Here is a 17,562-nt window from a genome sequence, read left to right as displayed (position 1 = left end):
GGGCCTGTGACCGTACCGAACACACCTCCGGATCCCGCCGCCGCCGATGTGCGGGCGGTGCCGGACGCAGCGTCCGACCCGTTCGCGCCGCCGCCGCTCGGTGCCACCGCCCTCGGGCACGGGACACCGACCCCGCTGGCGCAGCGGCTGCTGCCGGAGGTGCGGGTCGGGGCCGGGGTCGTGGTCGCCTGTCTGGTGGCCGGGCTGGTGGTGGCCGGGCTGTGGGCCTGGCTGGCGCCGAAGGTGCCGCTGCTGGTGGACGGGGACCGCATCCTCTACGCCGACCCCGAGGGGGAGCAGCGGGCCGGGGCCGACGCGGTGTTCGTGCTCGTCGGCCTGGGGGCCGGGATCGTGACCGCGCTCGGGGCCTTCCTGGTCACCCGGCGGCGCGGCGGCGGCATCGCGGTCGCGCTGGGGCTGGCCGTCGGCGGGCTGCTCGGCTCGATCGGGGCCTGGCGGATCGGGCGGTGGCTCGGCCCGGGCGACGACCTGATCGGCACGGCCCGGCGGGTCGGCGACGGCGGGCACTTCGACGCGAACATCGATCTGGGGGCGCTGGGGGCGCTGCTGGTCTGGCCGATGACGGCGATGGTGGTGCTGCTCCTGCTCTCGGCGGCGTTCGGGAAGCGGGAGGAGGACCCGCCGCCGTACTGGGGGGCTCCGGCGGGGCTGCCTCCGGCGCAGGCTCCGGTGGGGCCGTGGACGGCCGGGCCGGAGAGCGGCCCGGGCCACTGACCGTGTCCCCCCGCGCCGCCACGGCGCGGGGAGCGGTGCTCAGCGGCCGGTGCTCGGCGGGCGATGGCGGCGGTGCTCAGCGGTCGGTGCTCAACGGGCGATGGCGGCGGTGCGGGCCCCGGTGAGGGCGACGAGGTCGGCGGGGGCGAGCTCGACCTCGAGGCCGCGGCGGCCCGCCGAGACGTAGACGGTGGGGTGGTCGAGCGCGCTGGCGTCGACGACGGTGCGCAGCGGGCGGCGCTGGCCCAGAGGTGAGATGCCGCCGCGGACGTAGCCGCTGCTGCGCTCGGCCGCGGCCGGGTCGGCCATGGCGGCGCGCTTGCCGCCGACGGCCGCCGCCAGGGCCTTCAGGTCGAGCTGCCCGGCGACCGGGACCACGCCGACGGTGAGGGTGCCGTCCACCTCGGCGACGAGGGTCTTGAAGACCCGGTCGGGGGCGATGCCGAGGACCTCGGCGGCCTCCCCGCCGTACGAGGCGGCGGCCGGGTCGTGGTCGTAGGCGTGCACGGTGAACGGGACGGCGGCGGCTTCCAGGGCGACGGTGGCGGGTGTGCCCTGGCCGCCCTTCTTCGTCTTCTTGGCCATGCGGGGTCCTCGGGGGCCTTGAGGTCCTTGCGGTCCTCGGTCAGTTGGGGCTGAAGGACTGGCGGGTGAGGTCGACGGCGGGCAGCGAGGGCAGCCAGCTGAGGACGGCGGTCTCGCGGCGCAGCAGCTCGAGTTCGGCGCGCAGCCGCTGGGCGTTGTCCGGGCAGGCGAGCAGCCGCTGCTTGACCGGGGTCTCGAACACCGAGGCGGCGGCGACCAGGTAGGAGAGCACCTGGGGGTCGTCCGGGAGGTCCTGGTGGCCGACGGTGCTGGCCTCCCGGGCGCCGGCCAGGCGCTTCTGGTAGACCCGGAACGCCCGCTCGACCTCGGAGGCCAGCGCGCCCGAGCCCTCGCCCGGGCGCTCCTCGATCGGCTCGATCTCACCGGTCAGGTACGGGCCGGAGGCGTCCACCTCGTGCAGCCGGAACCGGGTGGTGCCGGTGACCAGCAGCTCGTAGCGGCCGTCCGGCTGGTGCTGGACGGAGGCGACGTCGGCGACGCAGCCGACCGGGAAGAGCGCCTCCAGCGGGTCCCCGGTGACGGTGCCGAGGCCGTCCAGCGGACCGGCCGGGCCCTCCTCGGGTCTGACCGGGGCGGTCTCCCGGCCGTCCCTGATCGCGAGCACGCCGAACCGCCGGGGGGCGTCCTCGGACTGTTCGAGCAGATCGGCGACGAGACGGCGGTAGCGCTCCTCGAAGACGTTCAGGGGCATCACCAGGCCCGGGTAGAGCACGGTGTTCAGCGGGAAGAGCGGCAGCCGTTCTGTCACGGCGGACAGCGTAGTTCCCCGGACGGGGGCCTTGTCGCGGGGTTAACAGGCCACGCCCCTCGGCCCGGCGGGCCGAGGGGCCCGGCTCAGCCCCGCTGGAGCATCCGGGTGGCGCCGGCGACGACCGTGGAGGCGAGCAGCCAGCCGATCACGACCAGCCCGGCGGAGATCCACTGGGTGAGGCCGCCGGGGTTCCAGCCGCCCTGGTTGAGGTCCACGATCGGCAGCAGCTGGTTGAGGGTGTACAGCGCTGGGTTCCAGTGCGGGCGCTCGTCGGCCTTGAGCGGCTCCAGCGGGTGGGTGGCGAACCAGAGGCTGCCGAGGATCCAGGCGAGCAGCAGCCACAGGCCCGCCCGGCCGGGCCGGTAGCCGTAGCCGACGGTGGCGTCCTGGACGGCGCCCCAGACCTGGGCGGGCAGCGGCAGGGTGCGCCGGCGCCGGCGCTGCTTGGCGTAGAGCACCTCGCGGGCGTCGTCGTCGGCGCCGTCGCGGCGCAGGGCGGCGGCGAGCTGCTCGTAGGACTCCGGCTGGAAGTCCACCGAGGAGCCCTCCAGCCAGGCGATCCGCTGCTGGACGGTGAAGGTGCCGATCGGGCGCAGGTTCTCGTACACGAAACCGGTGAGGCTCAGGTGCCGGCCGAGCGGCCAGGCGTCCGGGTCGTCGACCAGGTTGCCGACCCGGGCGCGGGAGAGCGAGACGGTGCCGGTCGGGCGGAACTTGCAGGAGAAGCGCAGCTCCGGGGTATGGATGCGGCGCAGCGAGAGCTCGTCCTCGCCCTCCAGGTGGAACTCGCCGGAGATCAGGCAGGCGCCCTCGAAGCGGGAGTCGGAGAGCCGGACCTGGCCGTAGGCGCGGAACGGGGTGACCGGGCCGTCGGACGGCGGGACCTGGCCGTAGCCGGAGCCGTAGTAGCCGCGGGAGCCGCTCCAGCCGAGGTCGGCGGAGCCGGTCAGGTACAGGGTGTGGCCGACGGTGACCCGGACGGCGTTGAGGCAGATCCGGGTCTTCTCCGGGACGGCGCGCAGCTGGGCGCCGCGCAGCGACAGCCGGCCGCCTATCCGGGCCGTCCGGATGCTCAGCTCGCCGGTCGTCTCCAGGCGTTCCGCCTCGAAGTCCTGGTTGACGGTGATCCCGTCGGCGGAGACAGCACGGCCGTGGCGGTCGCCGCCGACCACGGTCTGGTTGAGCAGCAGGTCGGTGCCGATCCTGGAGTCGGTGAGCCGGATGCCGTCGGGCAGCCGGCAGCGGGCCAGGTGGAGGTCGCCGGTGGTGGAGAGCCGGGAGGCCTCCAGCCGGGGGATCAGGCAGCCCACGAAGCGCAGCGTCGAGGCCGCCGCCTCGGAGACCAGGATCTTCTGGTCGAAGCGGCAGTCGTGGAGCTCGACGTAGCGGTCGATGCTCGCGCCGGCCAGCTTGAGCGCGCCGGTGACCAGCACCCCGCTGAGCCGCAGCGAGGCGACCCGCCCGGGCGCGGGCTCCGGGCCGGCCAGCAGCAGGTGGGCCAGCACGTCGGCGCGGACGGTGCGCTCGGCGCCCCAGACGGCGTCGCCGAAGGCGTCGTCGGTGCCCGCGTCACCCGTTCGCAGGTCCAGGATCTCGCCCTGGCGGTAGGCCTCCCAGAGCGCGCGTTCGGTCTCGGTCCAGCTCTCCGGAGCGCGCTCCGCCATGGTTTTCCCCGTCCCCCCGGTCGTCTCGCCTTTCGTATCACGGACTGAAATGCGGGACCAGCGGTTCCGGCCACTCCTTACACTGGGTGGCGTGATCTCTCGAATCGACCTCCGCGGCTCGCTGGACGACCCGCGTGACCTGCTGCCCCGTGCCGAGTTCGACGTGGCGGCCGCCCTGGAGAAGGTGCGGCCGATCGCCGAGGACGTACGCCATCGCGGGGTCGCGGCGCTGATCGAGATCACCGAGCGCTTCGACGGCGTCCGGCTGGAGTCGACCAGGGTCCCGGCCGAGCAGCTGACCGCGGCGGTGGAGACCCTGGACCCGAAGGTGCGGGCCGCGCTGGAGGAGTCGATCCGCCGGGCCCGCGCCGTGCACGCGGACCAGCGCCGCACCGGGCACACCACCCAGGTGGTGCCGGGCGGCACGGTCACCCAGCGCTGGGTGCCGGTCGAGCGGGTCGGGCTGTACGTGCCGGGCGGGCTGGCGGTCTACCCGTCCTCCGTGGTGATGAACGTGGTGCCGGCCCAGGAGGCGGGCGTGCGGGGCATCGCCATCACCTCGCCGCCGCAGAAGGAGTTCGGCGGCCGGGTCCACCCGACCATCCTGGCGGCCTGCGCGCTGCTCGGCGTGGACGAGGTCTACGCCGTCGGCGGCGCCCAGGCGGTCGCGATGTTCGCCCTGGGCACCGAGGAGTGCGCGCCGGTGAACATGGTCACCGGCCCGGGCAACATCTACGTGGCCGCCGCCAAGCGCTACTTCGCCGGCCGGATCGGCATCGACTCCGAGGCCGGCCCGACCGAGATCGCCGTCCTCGCCGACGACAGCGCGCTGCCCTCCGACGTCGCCGCCGACCTGATCAGCCAGGCCGAGCACGGCCCGACCTCCGGCTCGGTGCTGGTCACCGACTCCCCGGCGCTGGCCGACGCGGTCGAGGCCGAGCTGGCCGTGCAGGTCGCCCGGACCAAGCACGGCGAGCGGGTGGCCGAGGCGCTGGGCGGCCGGCAGTCCGGCATCATCCTGGTCGACGACCTGGAGCAGGGCCTCGCCGTGGTCAACGCGTACGCGGCCGAGCACCTGGAGATCCAGACCCGCGACCCGCACGCGGTGGCGGCGAAGGTCGTCAACGCCGGCGCGATCTTCATCGGCCGCTGGACCCCGGTCTCGCTGGGCGACTACGCGGCCGGCTCCAACCACGTGCTGCCGACCGGCGGCTGCGCCTGCCACTCCTCCGGGCTGTCGGTGCAGACCTTCCTGCGCGGCGTCCAGGTCGTCGAGTACGACCGGGACGCGCTGGCGGACGTCGCCGCGCACGTGGTCACCCTGGCCGACGCCGAGGACCTGCCCGGCCACGGGGACGCCATCAAGGCCCGCTTCGACTGGACGGTGCCCGGCTCGTGACTCCTTCGACTCCTTCCACTTCTTCTTCGGCTGCTTCGGCTGCGGCGGTCTCTTCGGCTGCGGCGGTCCGGATCGACGACCTGCCGATCCGGGACGAGCTGCGCGGCCAGTCCCCGTACGGCGCGCCGCAGCTGGACGTGCCCGTCCAGCTGAACACCAACGAGAACCCGTACCCGCTGCCCGAGGAGCTGGTGGCCCGGATCGCCGAGCGCGTCGCCGAGGCCGCCCGCGGGCTGAACCGCTACCCCGACCGGGACGCGGTCGAGCTGCGCGAGGGCCTCGCCGGGTACCTCGCGAAGACCACCGGCTTCCCGGTCGAGCGCCGGCAGGTGTGGGCCGCCAACGGCTCCAACGAGGTGCTCCAGCAGCTGCTGCAGACCTTCGGCGGCCCCGGCCGCAGCGCGCTCGGCTTCGAGCCCTCGTACTCGATGCACGCGCTGATCTCCCGGGGCACCGGCACCGCCTGGATCTCCGGCCCGCGCAACGACGACTTCACGATCGACGTGGACGCCGCCGTCGCCGCGATCGCCGAGCACCGCCCGAACGTGGTGTTCATCTGCTCGCCCAACAATCCGACCGGCACCGCCGTGGACGCCGGCACCGTGCTGCGGCTGTACGAGGCCGCGCAGGCCGCCCGGCCCAGCCTGGTGGTGGTGGACGAGGCGTACGTCGAGTTCTCGCACCGCGCCTCGCTGCTGCCGCTGATCGAGGGCCGGCCCAACCTGGTGGTCTCCCGCACCATGTCCAAGGCCTTCGGCGCGGCCGGGCTGCGCCTGGGCTACCTGGCCGCCGACCCGGCCGTGGTGGACGCGGTGCAGCTGGTGCGCCTGCCGTACCACCTGTCGGCCGTCACCCAGGCCACCGCGCTGGCCTGCCTGGAGCACACCGACACCCTGCTCGGGTACGTCGGGCGGCTCAAGGAGGAGCGCGACCGGCTGGTCGACGCGCTGCGCGGGATGGGCCTGGAGGTCACCGACTCGGACGCCAACTTCGTCCAGTTCGGCCGCTTCGCCGACACCCACGCGGTGTGGCGGGCCATCCTCGACCAGGGCGTCCTGGTCCGCGACAACGGCGTCCCCGGGTGGCTGCGGGTCACCGCCGGCACGCCCGCCGAGAACGACGCCTTCCTGGACGCCGTCCGTACTGTGATCAAGGAGCTGTAACCCCCATGTCCCGCATCGGACGCGTCGAGCGCACCACCAAGGAGACCTCGGTCCTGGTCGAGATAGACCTCGACGGCACCGGGAGGACCGACATCTCCACGGGCGTCGGCTTCTACGACCACATGCTCGACCAGCTCGGCCGGCACGGCCTGTTCGACCTCACCGTCAAGACCGACGGCGACCTGCACATCGACACCCACCACACCATCGAGGACACCGCCCTCGCGCTCGGCGCCGCCTTCAAGCAGGCGCTCGGCGACAAGGTGGGCATCTACCGCTTCGGCAACTGCACGGTGCCGCTGGACGAGTCGCTCGCCCAGGTCACCGTGGACCTCTCCGGCCGGCCGTACCTGGTGCACACCGAGCCCGAGGGCATCGCGCCGATGATCGGCTCGTACGACACCACGATGACCCGGCACATCCTGGAGTCCTTCGTGGCCCAGGCGCAGATCGCGCTGCACGTCCACGTGCCGTACGGGCGCAACGCGCACCACATCGTGGAGTGCCAGTTCAAGGCGCTGGCCCGGGCACTGCGCTACGCGGCCGAGCGCGACCCGCGCGCGGCCGGAATCCTCCCGTCGACCAAGGGTGCGCTGTGAGCAATAGTGCGATGATCCTCATCTTCGTCGGCCTCTTCCTGGCCGGCGGAGTCATCTCCTTCTGGAAGCAGAAGCACTCCAAGAGCGTCATCCTGGTGCTGGCCTTCGGTTCCGTGATGTGCCTGGCCTCCGGCCTCATGCGCCTGTAGACCCGCCGTAGAGAGACTGGACACCTGAACATGGGCAAGAACGTCGTCGTCCTCGACTACGGCTCCGGCAACCTCCGTTCGGCGCAGCGCGCCCTGGAGCGGACCGGGGCGGACGTCACGGTCAGCTCCGACTACGACACCGCGATGGCCGCGGACGGCCTGCTCGTCCCCGGCGTGGGCGCCTTCGAGGCCTGCATGCGCGGGCTCAAGTCCGTCCGCGGGGACTGGATCATCGGCCGCCGGCTCTCCGGGGGCCGACCGGTCATGGGCATCTGCGTCGGCATGCAGATCCTCTTCGAGAAGGGGGTCGAGCACGGCGTGGAGACGCCCGGCTGCGACGAGTGGCCGGGCACCGTGGAGCCGCTGGAGGCCCCCGTCGTCCCGCACATGGGCTGGAACACCGTGGACGCGCCCGAGGGCAGCCGGATGTTCGCCGGCCTCGACCCGGAGACCCGCTTCTACTTCGTGCACTCCTACGGGGTGCGGCACTGGGAGCTGGAGGCCCACAGCGCGCGGATCAACCCGCCGCTGGTCACCTGGGCCACCCACGGGCAGCCGTTCGTCGCGGCCGTCGAGAACGGCCCGCTGTGGGCCACCCAGTTCCACCCCGAGAAGTCCGGCGACGCCGGCGCCGCCCTGCTGACCAACTGGGTCAACACCCTCTGACTGTCTGAGAGTTGGTTCTGATGAGCCTCGAACTTCTGCCCGCCGTCGACGTCCGCGACGGTCAGGCCGTCCGCCTGGTCAAGGGCGCCTCCGGCACCGAGACCTCCTTCGGCGAGCCGCTGGCCGCCGCGCTCGCCTGGCAGAACGCCGGCGCCGAGTGGCTCCACCTGGTCGACCTGGACGCCGCCTTCGGGACCGGCAGCAACTACGAGCTGCTGCGCGAGGTCACCGGGCAGCTGGACATCAAGGTCGAGCTGTCCGGCGGCATCCGCGACGACGAGTCGCTCGCCCGCGCGCTCGCCACCGGCTGCACCCGGGTCAACCTCGGCACCGCCGCCCTGGAGGCCCCCGAGTGGGTCGCCAAGGCCATCGCCGAGCACGGCGACAAGATCGCCGTCGGCCTGGACGTCGTCGGCACCACCCTGCGCGGCCGCGGCTGGACCCGCGACGGCGGCCAGCTCTTCGACGTGCTGGCGCGGCTCGACGCGGAGGGCTGCGCCCGCTACGTCGTCACCGACGTCAACCGGGACGGCACCCTGACCGGCCCCAACCTCCAGCTGCTGCGCGACGTCTGCGCCGCCACGGACAAGCCCGTGGTCGCCTCCGGCGGCGTCTCCTCGCTGGACGACCTGCGCGCCATCGCCTCGCTGGTCGGCGAGGGTGTCGAGGGCGCCATCGTGGGCAAGGCACTCTACGAGCAGAAGTTCACCCTCGAAGAGGCCCTGGAGGCGGTTTCAGGATGACGGACGGTCGGATCGTACGCGGCAGGGTCGGCGGATTCTCCCCCTGGGAGGACGAGTTCGGCTACTCCCGGGCGGTCGCCGCGGGCGACCACGTGCACGTGGCCGGCTCCACCGCCTGGGTGGACGGCCGGATCGAGCACGAGGGCGACCCGTACCGGCAGACCCTCGCCGCGTTCGGCGTCGGGCTCAAGGCCCTGGCCGCGTACGGTCTGACCGCCGACGACGTGGTCCGCACCCGGATGTACATCACCCACGTCCGCGACGCCGAGGAGGTGGGCCGCGCCCACCGCGAACTCTTCGACGCCGCACGCCCGGTGGCCACCATGGTGGTGGTCGAGGGACTGATCGACTCCCGGATGATGGTCGAGGTCGAGCTCGACGCGCACCGATCCGGGCTGGCAAAGACCCTGGAAGCCCTGGCGGCTCCGGAAGCCCTGGAAGGCGAACAGCCGTGACCCTCGCAGTACGTGTCATCCCCTGCCTGGACGTGGACGCCGGGCGGGTGGTCAAGGGCGTCAACTTCCAGAACCTGCGCGACGCCGGCGACCCGGTCGAGATGGCCAAGCTCTACGACGCCGAGGGCGCCGACGAGCTGACCTTCCTCGACATCACCGCCTCCTCCGGCGACCGGGAGACCACCTACGACGTGGTCCGCCGCACCGCCGAGCAGGTCTTCATCCCGCTGACGGTGGGCGGCGGCATCCGGGCCGTCGAGGACGTCGACAAGCTGCTGCGGGCCGGCGCGGACAAGGTCGGCGTCAACACCGCGGCCATCGCCCGGCCGGAGCTGGTCCGCGAGATCGCCCAGCGGTTCGGGCGGCAGGTGCTGGTGCTGTCGGTGGACGCCCGGCGGTGCCCCGCCGGCGTGGAGACGCCCTCGGGCTTCGAGGTCACCACCCACGGCGGGCGCCGGGGCACCGGGCTGGACGCCGTCGAATGGGCGGGCCGCGCCGCCGAGTTGGGCGCGGGGGAGATCCTGCTCAACTCGATGGACGCGGACGGCACCAAGGACGGCTACGACCTGGACATGATCCGGGCCGTGCGCAAGGCCGTCTCGGTGCCGGTGATCGCCTCCGGCGGCGCGGGCAAGCTCGCCGACTTCGCGCCGGCGGTGGACGCGGGCGCGGACGCGGTGCTGGCCGCCAGCGTGTTCCACTTCGGGGACCTGCGGATCGGCGAGGTCAAGGGCGCGCTGCGGGAGGCCGGGCACCCGGTGCGGTGATTTTCTTGCGGTGCTTGTCCGGGTTCGCGAACCCGGACAAGCACCGTTCGGCCGGCTCAGGACTCGCGCGGCTCGCCCTTGATCAGTGCGAACGGGGCTCCGTTCGGATCCGCCAGCCAGGCGATCCGGCCGACGTTCTCCACGTCCTCGGCGGGCATCAGCACCGAGCCGCCGGCCGCCGTGGCGGCGGCCACCCGCGCGTCCACGTCCGCCGAGGCGAAGTACGGCGTCCAGGCGGACGGCTGGGCCGGGTCCATGGTCGGGGCGATGCCGCCGAAGCTGGTCGCCTGCTGGTCGCCCTCGGCGGTGGAGAGCACCCGGTAGTCCATGCCCGGCGACGGCTCGAAGTGCTCCGTCCGCCAGCCGAAGAGCTTCTCGTAGAAGGCGAGGGCGAGGTCCTGGCCGGAGGTGTGCAGTTCGGACCAGACCAGCGCGCCCTCGTCGGAGACGAGGTCCAGCCCCGTGGTGCCGCCGGCCTGCCAGACGGCGAACTCGGCGCCCGTCGGGTCGGTGAGGGCGGCGAACCGGCCCTCCTGCATGACGTCCGTCGCCGGCACCCGGACGATGGCGCCGGCCTGCTCGGCGGCCTTGACGGTGGCGTCCGCGTCGGCCGTGCGGAAGTACGTCGTCCAGGCGGACCGCGCGCCCTCGTCGAGGTTGCCGATGGCGCCGACGGTCCTGCCGTCGAGCTGGAGGAACCCGTAGCCGCCGGCTCCGGGGACCTCCTGGAAGGTCCAGCCGAACACCTTCCGGTAGAACTCGGCGGTGGCGGGGATGTCCGGGCTGCCCAGGTCGATCCAGCAGGGCGAGCCAATGGGGAAGTCGGTGGTGAGCATGTGCGAGGTGCCCTTCGACGGAGAGTGACCGGGACGGTTCCGTCGGGCGCGCGCACGCCCCCTCCCGGCCACCTGCGAGTCTGCACCCGGGCACTGACATCCGCAGCCGGAGGACGGTGACCTACTCCGGGGACTGCTCCGGGGACGGCTTCGGGGGCAGCGGCAGGACGTGGCGGAGGGCCTCGACGGCGTCCGGGGTGCCGTCGACGGCGAGGGCGGTCCGGGCGCCGCGGCCGTAGGTGAAGAGGACGAGCTCGGCGGGTTCACCGGTGAGGCGGACGGTGGGGGAGCCCGCGGGGCCGACGGTGAGGGAGCGGCCGTCGGGGTGGACGAGGGCCAGCCGGACGGGGGAGCGGCGGCCGGCCTCCAGCCGGGCGATGAGGGGCAGGCGGCGCCAGAGCGCCTCGGACCGGCCGGACGGGACGGGCTGCGCGGTCCAGTCCTCGGCCGCGCGCAGGACGTCCTCGGCGTGGACGAAGTACTCGACGGTGTTCGCCGCCTCGTCGGCGCCGGGCAGGGCGAACGGGGAGTAGACCGGCGGCCCGGCCCGGAACAGCCGCACCAGCTCCTCGTACGGCCGCGCGGCGTACTCGTCCTGCACCCGCTGCGTCCAGCCGGCCAGCGCGCCGACCCGGATGCCGGCCGCGGCGTCGGGGCGGCGCTCCCGGATCACCAGGTGGGCGGCGAGGTCCCGGGTGGTCCAGCCGGCGCAGAGCGTCGGGGCGTCCGGTCCGGCGGCGGTGAGGAGTTGGGCGAGGCGGTGGCGTTCGGCGAGGGCGTGGTTCGACATGGCGCCAGCCTAGGGCCTGTCCCATCTCGCCTCCGCGCACGCCTCCGTGCGGACGGCTCGTGTGCCACCGGCCTCCTCCTGGGCGGTGATGGCGGCCCGCCCTGTCACGTGGTCTCGTGGAACGGCACCGGGAGCCCCGGCACTACCGCCAGACCCCGCCGACCTGGCCCTCGCCGCGGCCTCGACCAACACCCCGGCCCCGGGCAGGCCCCGGGGGTAGGCTCCGCAGCATGACGCCCGTTCACCTGACCGGCCCGAACCTGGCGCTCCGCGAGGTCGAACCCGGGGACACCGACGACCTGTTGGCCATCTACGGCGACCCCGAGGCCACCCGGCACCTCAGCTTCGAACCCCGCACCCGCGAGCAGGTCGAAGCGATCACCGCCCGTTCCATCGACTCCGCGCACGTCACTCCGCGCACCGAGTACGGCCTGGCCGTCACTCGGCGCGGGGAGCGGCCGTTGATCGGCTACGCCCGGCTGGCCACCGAGCCGCAGCAGGCCGCCACCATCGGGTTCGCCCTCCACCCGGCCGCGTGGGGCAAGGGCTTCGGCACCGAGACCGTCCACCTGCTCTGCGCCCTCGGCTTCGACGTCCTCGGCCTGCACCGCATCTGGGCCGCCCGTTCCCCGCTCAACGAGGCCTCGGCCCGCACCCTGCTGCGGGCGGGGATGACCGAGGACGGCCGGATCCGTGACCACGTCTTCGTCCACGGCGCCTGGCGTGACTCCATCACCTACTCGATCCTGGACCACGAGTGGGTGCCGATCACCGGCCTCGCCACAACGAGCACGACCCGCAATCCGGATACGGCCCCGGGCGGCGCGACCGAACCGGTGAGGTGAACTCGCCTCGGCTGCGCGGCCGCGCCAAACGGTGCGTGGCGCGGCGGTACGGTCTCAGGCGTCCGAGGTGCAGACGATCCCGAGATCGGTGAGCCCTTCACTGCGGCAGAGGTGGTCGGACGCACCGCCGACCGTGGTCTGCAGCAACTGGTAATCGGCGCCGTGCTCCCGGCCCCAGTGCATGGCCGCCCGCCACAGCCAGCGCCCGAGTCCGAGCCCCCGGTAGTCCGGCAGGACACCGAAGTACTGGGGCAGCAGCCGGACTCGCCCGATCGGGTCGGCCATGGTCTCCATCGGGCCGATGGCGCCGGCCACCCGCCCGTCCCGCACGACGACCAGGACAGGTCCGACGGTGTCGAGCCTGGAGTTCAGGAAGGCGAACCCCTCACCTGCCAGCTTCTCGGCGAAGGCCCCGAAGGTCCCCGCCACCTCGGCGGGTGTCCCGGACAGGGCCTCGACTCCGTCGACAGCGGGAGCGGGGCTGTCGAACGCCCTGAGCTGGATGCGGGTGGACGCGGCGGTGCCGTTCGGGGTCCTCTGGAACCACACGACGCGGGCCTTCGCTGCCCTGTGGCGCGCCGCAAGCCCGCTGGCGGTCTCCCGGGCCTCGGGCAGGTGCTCCGAGGCTCCGTAGAGGTGCAGCCGCAGAATCCTGCGGCCGGTGATCGTCGGGATCAATGTGCGTTCGTGGTCCTGGATGATCTCTTCGACCAGGACCCGCTCCTCCTTGCGGTCCGACCAACGCCGGTCCTTGTCGTGGGGGAGGAACTCGCCGGTATCCGCGACGGCGAACACGTCGTTCAGAAGTTCCGGGCCCATCACCTCGGGGTGTAGGGGTCCAAGCGTCGGCAGATACGGCACTGAGATGTGGGGGTGCATCCAGTCCCAACGGAATCCCATGCCCCCACGCTACTCGGCTGCTCCACTGGGCTCGGGCCCCGACGCGAACCTGCGTCAGGGCCCGAGGCTCACTGATCTACCGCGATCAGTACGGGTTGTCGTCGCCCGCGGAGCACGAGCACTTGATCGACTCCATGAGGTCGTCGAGGTCGGCGACGGTCGTGATCTCGGTGGCGGGCCGCGCGGGGGCCTCGACGGGCCGCGTCAGGTACGGCAGGCGCTGGGTCGGGCCGTCGCCCGGCAGCGGCCGCCTCGGGGAGATCTCGACAGCGACAGCAGTCATGTTCAACCTGCTTTCTTGGTTCCGTGCTGGCAGTAGGAACTGAGTGGTGCCTTCGCTTCCTGGTAGTGCTTGGCCAGGGGCCGGCACACGGTGCACGACCCGGAGAGCTGGCAGCCGGAGCAGCCACCGGTGCGAAGCATGAGGCGGTCGGCGATGGCGCCGAGCCGGGCAAGACCGTCGATCCCCTCGGCGGGCAGGCTGATCTGATCGTCACGGCCGATCTTGCAGATGGACACCAGACCGTAGGGGTCGGTGTGGAAGAAGGTGTGGCCCGCGTTGCACCCGGCGAACGCCTTGCGCATGCGCAGGTGTTCTTTGGACTGCGCGGTCAGGGGCTCGGCGCCGCCGTAGATCGTCGGCGTCATGGTGGTGAAGACGTTGTACTCCAGCCCCCACGACCGACACAGGTCGATCATGGCCTGCTCCTCGTGAGCGTTGTCGTTGGTGACGACAACGCTCATCCGCAGCGGAAGCCGGGCATGTCGCGCGGCGTTCATTCCCTGGACGAACAGGTCCCAGGCGCCCGGCCGTTGCGTGAGCTCGTCGTAGCTGGCCTTCGTGGCGCCGTACATCGACACCGTGACTCGGTAGGGCGGGCAGTCCCGGAAGAGGCCGAGCAGGTTCTCGCGCCACAACAGCGAGGCGTTCGTCGAGACCGTGATCATCATGCCCAGCTCGAAGGCGGTTCGGTAGGAGGTGATGAAGTCCTTGTCCACGGTGGGTTCGCCCCCAGTGATCTGCAGCCACAGCACGCCGGCTTCGGCCATGATCCGCAGACACTTCAGCTTGTCGGTCAACGGCATGCCCGAGTTGACCTTGAGCCCCAGGTAGCAGTGCTTGCACGTGTAGTTGCAGCCGAGATTGATCTCCCACGACGCCCGGGAGTAGCCCCACGGGGAGGGCTCGCGGACGAGCAGGAACTCGCCGGCCGGCCGGCCGGCGACCTCCAGGTCGGCCCATTGCGTGCCCACGGCGTCCACAAGCCAGGAGGGAGCCGGCATGGCGGGGTCGTGGGCGCGCAGTTCTTCGTAGTCGGATTGCGGGAGTCGCAGACCGCCACGGCTGCCCGGTCGCACCAACAGGTACTCGTCCAGGAACGGACTGGCGATGAGGTTGTGCACGTTTCCTCCTTCACTGAGAAATCGGAAGATGCCGCCGGTGGCGGGCTGAAGGACCTGGGCAATCCCAGTCGGTCAGGTGTCGGAGTGGCGCAGGCGAGCCTCGGCGGCCGACAGGGTGTAGAAGCGCCTGAGCCGGTTCGGATCGCCCGGCGCGCGCACGTAGTCGTGCCGCTCGCGGTCATAGATCCCCCAGCACTCCAGCAAGAGAAAGTGGGGGCTGCGCGAGTCGATCAGGCGAATCTCGTATCGGGACGAGGGGGAGGGGACAGTCACCGCACGACCTCCCGCCAGGTCGTTCGGAGAGGTCTGCCCCTGCTGCTGAGCAGCGGGCCGAGACGCGAAGTCGGGTGCGATGAACTGCGCTTCTCCTGTCCCGATTTGGTCGGGTGTCACTTCGAACCACACCACCTTGCCCTTCTCCGCAGGGTGCCAGCCCCAGGCGTGGGTCAGTGCTTCCACCAGCAGGAGGCCGCGGCCGTGGGTGGCCATGTCGTCGGGCGTGTCCCTGACCGGCGGCTGCGGACTCCGGTCCGCGACCTCGACCCGCAGGCAGGCTCCGGTCCACAGAACGGTGAGGTGGCAACGCTCCTGCACGTACTCGACGGCATTGGTCAGCAACTCGTCAACGCACAGTCCCACGTCGCCCAGCGTCGCCTCGGAGAGCGGGACTGACCACGATCGGGCTGCGTGCACCACGGACCGTCGTGCCGACTGGACCGCGGCCGTGTTCGGCTGCAAGTCCCAGCTCTTCACCAGCGGCAGCACCACAGCGCAGTCGTTGGACTTCATCAGCTCTCCCAGACTGAGGAGTTGATCAGTGCGGCGGCAATCAGCCGCCGGCGATCCGGCCACGAGAAGCCGGAGCACGGTGTCCCGGGCGGGCTTCGCAGCCAGTAGAACCGACCAGACGGCACGATCGGTATGCTTGCCGACACGTAGAGTGGTTTACGCGGTTTACCGCTCCACCTCGGGAGATCGATCGTGGCCACACGCAGGGAACCCAACCAGCGCCTCAGAGAAGCGATTTCAACCGCCGGATGGACGTACGAGGCGTTGGCCAACGCCGTGCGGCGGATCGGCGCGGAGAACGGCGAGACGCTCTTCACCAACAAGTCCGCGGTGGCCCACTGGATCAACGGTGCGCAGCCGACGGGACAGTCGGGCCAGTATGTCGCCGAGGCGCTCTCCCGCCGTTCCGGGCGTCGGATCACCTTGGCCGAACTCGGCTTCGCCTCCCCGGAGGAGTCCTTGGCGGCGAGCAGCGATCCGGTTGAAGCGGTCGCCAACCTTGGTCGCGCGGATGTCGAACACCGCGCCTTCCTGGCTGTTGCCGCATTCACCACCGCGGGCGTGGCCATGCCGCTGCTCTACGACCCCGAGCCCGTCTCGTGTCTGATGCGGGCTCGAACCGGCACGGCCCGCGTCGGCGCGGAGGAAGTCGAGGTCGTCCGGCAGATCACTGCCGTGTTCAGTGCGGTGGACGAACGGCTTGGCGGCGGGCACGGATTGACCACTGTGACCGCCTACCTCGCCGACACCGCCGCCCCCATGCTCAATGGGCGCTTCCCCGACGAAATCACACGGCGTCGAGCCTTCGGGGCCGTGGCTGAACTCGCTTACCTCGCCGGATGGAAACACCACGACCTCGGTCAAGAGGGCGCGGCCCAGCACTACTATCAGGTCGGTTTTCAGCTAGCCGTTGAGGCCGATCCGCACGGCCATGCCGGATGGATGATGCGTGCGCTGGCCCACCAGGCGCTCAGTCTCAAGCAGCCCCACCACTGCGTGGCCCTGATCGAGAACGCGCTTGCCCGAAGTCTCGGCCGTGTGGACGGTCAGACCGAAGCGCTGCTCCATATCACGCACGCGCGCGCATTCGCCGCCATTGGTGACAAGCCTGCGGCGGCCAAGTCTCTCCTCGCGGCGGAGAATTCGCTTACCCGTGACGGCGATCCGCAGCCCAGCTTCTCACTCGTCAGCGGACCGGCAGCCGGCACCGTTGCCAGCCATATGGCCCGTACTCTCACCGACCTCGGAGACCATGTGGGAACGGAACTGCAGCACCGCGCCGCATTGATCCGTTGGGATGCTGAGAGGTACAAACGCGTCCATGTCCTCACCTACGCCGATCTCGGTGACAGTCTCGCTGCTCAGGCTCGGGCGGACGAAGCGGTGACGATTTGGGGGCGTGCGCTCGACCTCATGGACGGCATGACGTCGGATCGGACGAGAAAGGCGATCGCATCGATCCGCCCCTGCTTGGCGGTCTACCGTAGGCGTGGTGTCCCAGGAGCCGTCGACTTGGAACACCGTGCACGCGAGGCACTGACATGACAGCCGCACCGCAGGAAGGATCCGACCGACGTGGCTCACCCGACCACTGATCAGACCGCACTCGAACCGGCCACTGAGTCGATGACCTTGCTGGTTGCGGCTGTCATCGTCCACGATCTCGAAGCTCAGCGGGTCGCTCTCCTGAGGCGGGGTCCCAAAGCGAAGTTCGCGCAAGGCATGTGGGATCTACCGGTCGGCAAGAACGAACCCGGTGAGCCGATCACGGGGACCGCGGTGCGCGAACTCGAGGAGGAGACAGGGCTCGTCGTCAGCCCTGCAGACCTTCACCTTGCCCACGTCATCCACGGGGCCCGGGGCGTCGAGGCGCCCAACGGCTTCCTGACCGTCGTCTTCGCTGCTCATCATTGGTCGGGTGAACTCGTGAACGGGGAGCCTGCCAAGCATTCGGAAGTCGCATGGGTTGACATTGATGCCGTGCCGGAGGAATTCGTCTCCACGACCAGGGTGGCTTTGACTAGCTACCTCACTCATGGTCAGAACGTTTCCCTTGATTCGTGGCAGGGATAACTGTCGATTGGGTCGGCCAGTACGTTTCTCTATGGTGGCGCTCCTTGGCATGCCGAGGAGCGCCACCACCGACTGGAAGTTCCGTTGTCTTCTGAATCCCGCCCTTATCGGTAGAGGAGGACGGAATCGAGATTCCTGGATTTCGTCTTTGCGTCCGCGTGCCTCTCAATGGGAGAGGCGCGCGGAACTGATTGGATTGGGTGGTTCCTCTCGGTGTGCCGAGAGGAA

The 17,562-nt window shown here is 71.4% G+C and carries 21 protein-coding genes; 12 read left to right on the top strand and 9 right to left on the bottom strand.

Translation table 11 applies throughout. The features are described from left to right. Nucleotides 1-57 precede the first annotated feature (57 nt). Nucleotides 58-735: a hypothetical protein gene (locus ABZW03_RS00215; protein WP_355249811.1), complete on the top strand. Its 678-nt coding sequence runs from the start codon at nt 58-60 to the stop codon at nt 733-735. Between the two features lie 90 nt (nt 736-825). On the opposite strand, the gene ybaK is transcribed toward ABZW03_RS00215, so the two are convergent. The 3 genes from ybaK to ABZW03_RS00200 all read right to left on the bottom strand — a co-directional run bounded on the left by ybaK (nt 826) and on the right by ABZW03_RS00200 (nt 3,756). Next, nucleotides 826-1,320 (bottom strand): Cys-tRNA(Pro) deacylase, encoded by a 495-nt coding sequence (gene ybaK, locus ABZW03_RS00210; protein ID WP_355249809.1) that lies wholly within the window; start codon nt 1,318-1,320, stop codon nt 826-828. 40 nt (nt 1,321-1,360) lie between these two features. After that, a complete protein-coding gene (locus ABZW03_RS00205; RefSeq protein ID WP_355249807.1) occupies nt 1,361-2,089 on the bottom strand; it encodes an LON peptidase substrate-binding domain-containing protein in 729 nt (242 codons plus the stop codon). A gap of 86 nt (nt 2,090-2,175) precedes the next feature. Further along, the gene (locus ABZW03_RS00200; protein WP_355249805.1) at nt 2,176-3,756 is read right to left on the bottom strand and encodes an oxidoreductase; all 1,581 of its coding nucleotides are present in this window, start codon (nt 3,754-3,756) and stop codon (nt 2,176-2,178) included. A gap of 91 nt (nt 3,757-3,847) precedes the next feature. Between ABZW03_RS00200 and hisD the strand changes: the two genes are divergently transcribed. Genes hisD through hisF form a run of 8 tightly spaced genes read left to right on the top strand, consistent with a single transcriptional unit; the run spans nt 3,848 to nt 9,697 of the window. Beyond that, nucleotides 3,848-5,155, top strand: coding sequence for a histidinol dehydrogenase (gene hisD, locus ABZW03_RS00195; RefSeq protein ID WP_355249803.1), 1,308 nt, complete (start codon nt 3,848-3,850; stop codon nt 5,153-5,155). Continuing rightward, the gene (locus tag ABZW03_RS00190) at nt 5,152-6,318 is read left to right on the top strand and encodes a histidinol-phosphate transaminase (RefSeq protein ID WP_355249801.1); all 1,167 of its coding nucleotides are present in this window, start codon (nt 5,152-5,154) and stop codon (nt 6,316-6,318) included. Before hisD ends, ABZW03_RS00190 begins: the two co-directional genes overlap by 4 nt. Before the next feature lie 5 nt (nt 6,319-6,323). After that, nucleotides 6,324-6,917: an imidazoleglycerol-phosphate dehydratase HisB gene (gene hisB, locus ABZW03_RS00185; protein ID WP_049650368.1), complete on the top strand. Its 594-nt coding sequence runs from the start codon at nt 6,324-6,326 to the stop codon at nt 6,915-6,917. Nucleotides 6,918-6,928: 11 nt separating this feature from the next. Continuing rightward, nucleotides 6,929-7,066: a hypothetical protein gene (locus ABZW03_RS00180; RefSeq protein ID WP_355249799.1), complete on the top strand. Its 138-nt coding sequence runs from the start codon at nt 6,929-6,931 to the stop codon at nt 7,064-7,066. Between the two features lie 30 nt (nt 7,067-7,096). Continuing rightward, the gene (gene hisH, locus ABZW03_RS00175) at nt 7,097-7,732 is read left to right on the top strand and encodes an imidazole glycerol phosphate synthase subunit HisH (protein ID WP_355249797.1); all 636 of its coding nucleotides are present in this window, start codon (nt 7,097-7,099) and stop codon (nt 7,730-7,732) included. A gap of 17 nt (nt 7,733-7,749) precedes the next feature. Next, nucleotides 7,750-8,475 (top strand): bifunctional 1-(5-phosphoribosyl)-5-((5-phosphoribosylamino)methylideneamino)imidazole-4-carboxamide isomerase/phosphoribosylanthranilate isomerase PriA, encoded by a 726-nt coding sequence (gene priA, locus ABZW03_RS00170; protein WP_355249889.1) that lies wholly within the window; start codon nt 7,750-7,752, stop codon nt 8,473-8,475. Beyond that, a complete protein-coding gene (locus ABZW03_RS00165) occupies nt 8,472-8,930 on the top strand; it encodes a RidA family protein (protein WP_355249795.1) in 459 nt (152 codons plus the stop codon). The genes priA and ABZW03_RS00165 overlap by 4 nt, the downstream gene beginning before the upstream one ends. Next, the gene (hisF, locus tag ABZW03_RS00160; protein WP_355249793.1) at nt 8,927-9,697 is read left to right on the top strand and encodes an imidazole glycerol phosphate synthase subunit HisF; all 771 of its coding nucleotides are present in this window, start codon (nt 8,927-8,929) and stop codon (nt 9,695-9,697) included. The genes ABZW03_RS00165 and hisF overlap by 4 nt, the downstream gene beginning before the upstream one ends. Before the next feature lie 56 nt (nt 9,698-9,753). On the opposite strand, the gene ABZW03_RS00155 is transcribed toward hisF, so the two are convergent. Next, nucleotides 9,754-10,533 (bottom strand): VOC family protein, encoded by a 780-nt coding sequence (locus tag ABZW03_RS00155; protein WP_355249791.1) that lies wholly within the window; start codon nt 10,531-10,533, stop codon nt 9,754-9,756. A 121-nt stretch (nt 10,534-10,654) separates the two neighbouring features. Then, nucleotides 10,655-11,323 (bottom strand): TIGR03085 family metal-binding protein, encoded by a 669-nt coding sequence (locus tag ABZW03_RS00150; protein ID WP_355249789.1) that lies wholly within the window; start codon nt 11,321-11,323, stop codon nt 10,655-10,657. Nucleotides 11,324-11,553: 230 nt separating this feature from the next. On the opposite strand from ABZW03_RS00150, the gene ABZW03_RS00145 reads away from it, so the two are divergent. Next, complete coding sequence (locus ABZW03_RS00145) at nt 11,554-12,168, top strand: GNAT family protein (RefSeq protein WP_355249787.1); 615 nt, start codon at nt 11,554-11,556, stop codon at nt 12,166-12,168. Nucleotides 12,169-12,222: 54 nt separating this feature from the next. On the opposite strand, the gene ABZW03_RS00140 is transcribed toward ABZW03_RS00145, so the two are convergent. The 4 genes from ABZW03_RS00140 to ABZW03_RS00125 all read right to left on the bottom strand — a co-directional run bounded on the left by ABZW03_RS00140 (nt 12,223) and on the right by ABZW03_RS00125 (nt 15,261). Then, nucleotides 12,223-13,068: a GNAT family N-acetyltransferase gene (locus tag ABZW03_RS00140; protein ID WP_355249785.1), complete on the bottom strand. Its 846-nt coding sequence runs from the start codon at nt 13,066-13,068 to the stop codon at nt 12,223-12,225. A gap of 85 nt (nt 13,069-13,153) precedes the next feature. Then, nucleotides 13,154-13,351 carry a hypothetical protein gene (locus ABZW03_RS00135; RefSeq protein WP_355249783.1) on the bottom strand — a complete coding sequence of 66 codons (198 nt, stop codon included), beginning with the start codon at nt 13,349-13,351 and terminating at the stop codon, nt 13,154-13,156. Nucleotides 13,352-13,353: 2 nt separating this feature from the next. Then, a complete protein-coding gene (locus ABZW03_RS00130; protein WP_355249781.1) occupies nt 13,354-14,472 on the bottom strand; it encodes a radical SAM protein in 1,119 nt (372 codons plus the stop codon). A 72-nt stretch (nt 14,473-14,544) separates the two neighbouring features. After that, nucleotides 14,545-15,261, bottom strand: coding sequence for an ATP-binding protein (locus ABZW03_RS00125; RefSeq protein WP_355249779.1), 717 nt, complete (start codon nt 15,259-15,261; stop codon nt 14,545-14,547). Between the two features lie 192 nt (nt 15,262-15,453). On the opposite strand from ABZW03_RS00125, the gene ABZW03_RS00120 reads away from it, so the two are divergent. Together ABZW03_RS00120 and ABZW03_RS00115 are read left to right on the top strand one after the other, a co-directional pair. Next, nucleotides 15,454-16,806, top strand: coding sequence for a tetratricopeptide repeat protein (locus tag ABZW03_RS00120; RefSeq protein WP_355249777.1), 1,353 nt, complete (start codon nt 15,454-15,456; stop codon nt 16,804-16,806). 30 nt (nt 16,807-16,836) lie between these two features. Beyond that, nucleotides 16,837-17,334, top strand: a complete 498-nt coding sequence (locus tag ABZW03_RS00115; protein ID WP_355249775.1) for an NUDIX domain-containing protein — start codon at nt 16,837-16,839, stop codon at nt 17,332-17,334. Nucleotides 17,335-17,562: the final 228 nt, after the last annotated feature.

Source organism: Kitasatospora sp. NPDC004799, assembly GCF_040609095.1.
In the GTDB taxonomy this organism is placed as follows: Bacteria; Actinomycetota; Actinomycetes; order Streptomycetales; family Streptomycetaceae; genus Kitasatospora.
This window is presented reverse-complemented; position numbering and strand designations above follow the sequence as displayed.

Bases quoted from the DNA above. Each gene is read 5' to 3' on its own strand.
- ybaK (WP_355249809.1), bottom strand. From the start codon at position 1,320: ATGGCCAAGAAGACGAAGAAGGGCGGCCAGGGCACACCCGCCACCGTC.
- ABZW03_RS00200 (WP_355249805.1), bottom strand. From the start codon at position 3,756: ATGGCGGAGCGCGCTCCGGAGAGCTGGACCGAGACCGAACGCGCGCTC.
- hisB (WP_049650368.1), top strand. From the start codon at position 6,324: ATGTCCCGCATCGGACGCGTCGAGCGCACCACCAAGGAGACCTCGGTC.
- ABZW03_RS00180 (WP_355249799.1), top strand. From the start codon at position 6,929: ATGATCCTCATCTTCGTCGGCCTCTTCCTGGCCGGCGGAGTCATCTCC.
- hisH (WP_355249797.1), top strand. From the start codon at position 7,097: ATGGGCAAGAACGTCGTCGTCCTCGACTACGGCTCCGGCAACCTCCGT.
- ABZW03_RS00165 (WP_355249795.1), top strand. From the start codon at position 8,472: ATGACGGACGGTCGGATCGTACGCGGCAGGGTCGGCGGATTCTCCCCC.
- ABZW03_RS00155 (WP_355249791.1), bottom strand. From the start codon at position 10,533: ATGCTCACCACCGACTTCCCCATTGGCTCGCCCTGCTGGATCGACCTG.
- ABZW03_RS00150 (WP_355249789.1), bottom strand. From the start codon at position 11,323: ATGTCGAACCACGCCCTCGCCGAACGCCACCGCCTCGCCCAACTCCTC.
- ABZW03_RS00145 (WP_355249787.1), top strand. From the start codon at position 11,554: ATGACGCCCGTTCACCTGACCGGCCCGAACCTGGCGCTCCGCGAGGTC.
- ABZW03_RS00140 (WP_355249785.1), bottom strand. From the start codon at position 13,068: ATGGGATTCCGTTGGGACTGGATGCACCCCCACATCTCAGTGCCGTAT.
- ABZW03_RS00135 (WP_355249783.1), bottom strand. From the start codon at position 13,351: ATGACTGCTGTCGCTGTCGAGATCTCCCCGAGGCGGCCGCTGCCGGGC.
- ABZW03_RS00125 (WP_355249779.1), bottom strand. From the start codon at position 15,261: ATGAAGTCCAACGACTGCGCTGTGGTGCTGCCGCTGGTGAAGAGCTGG.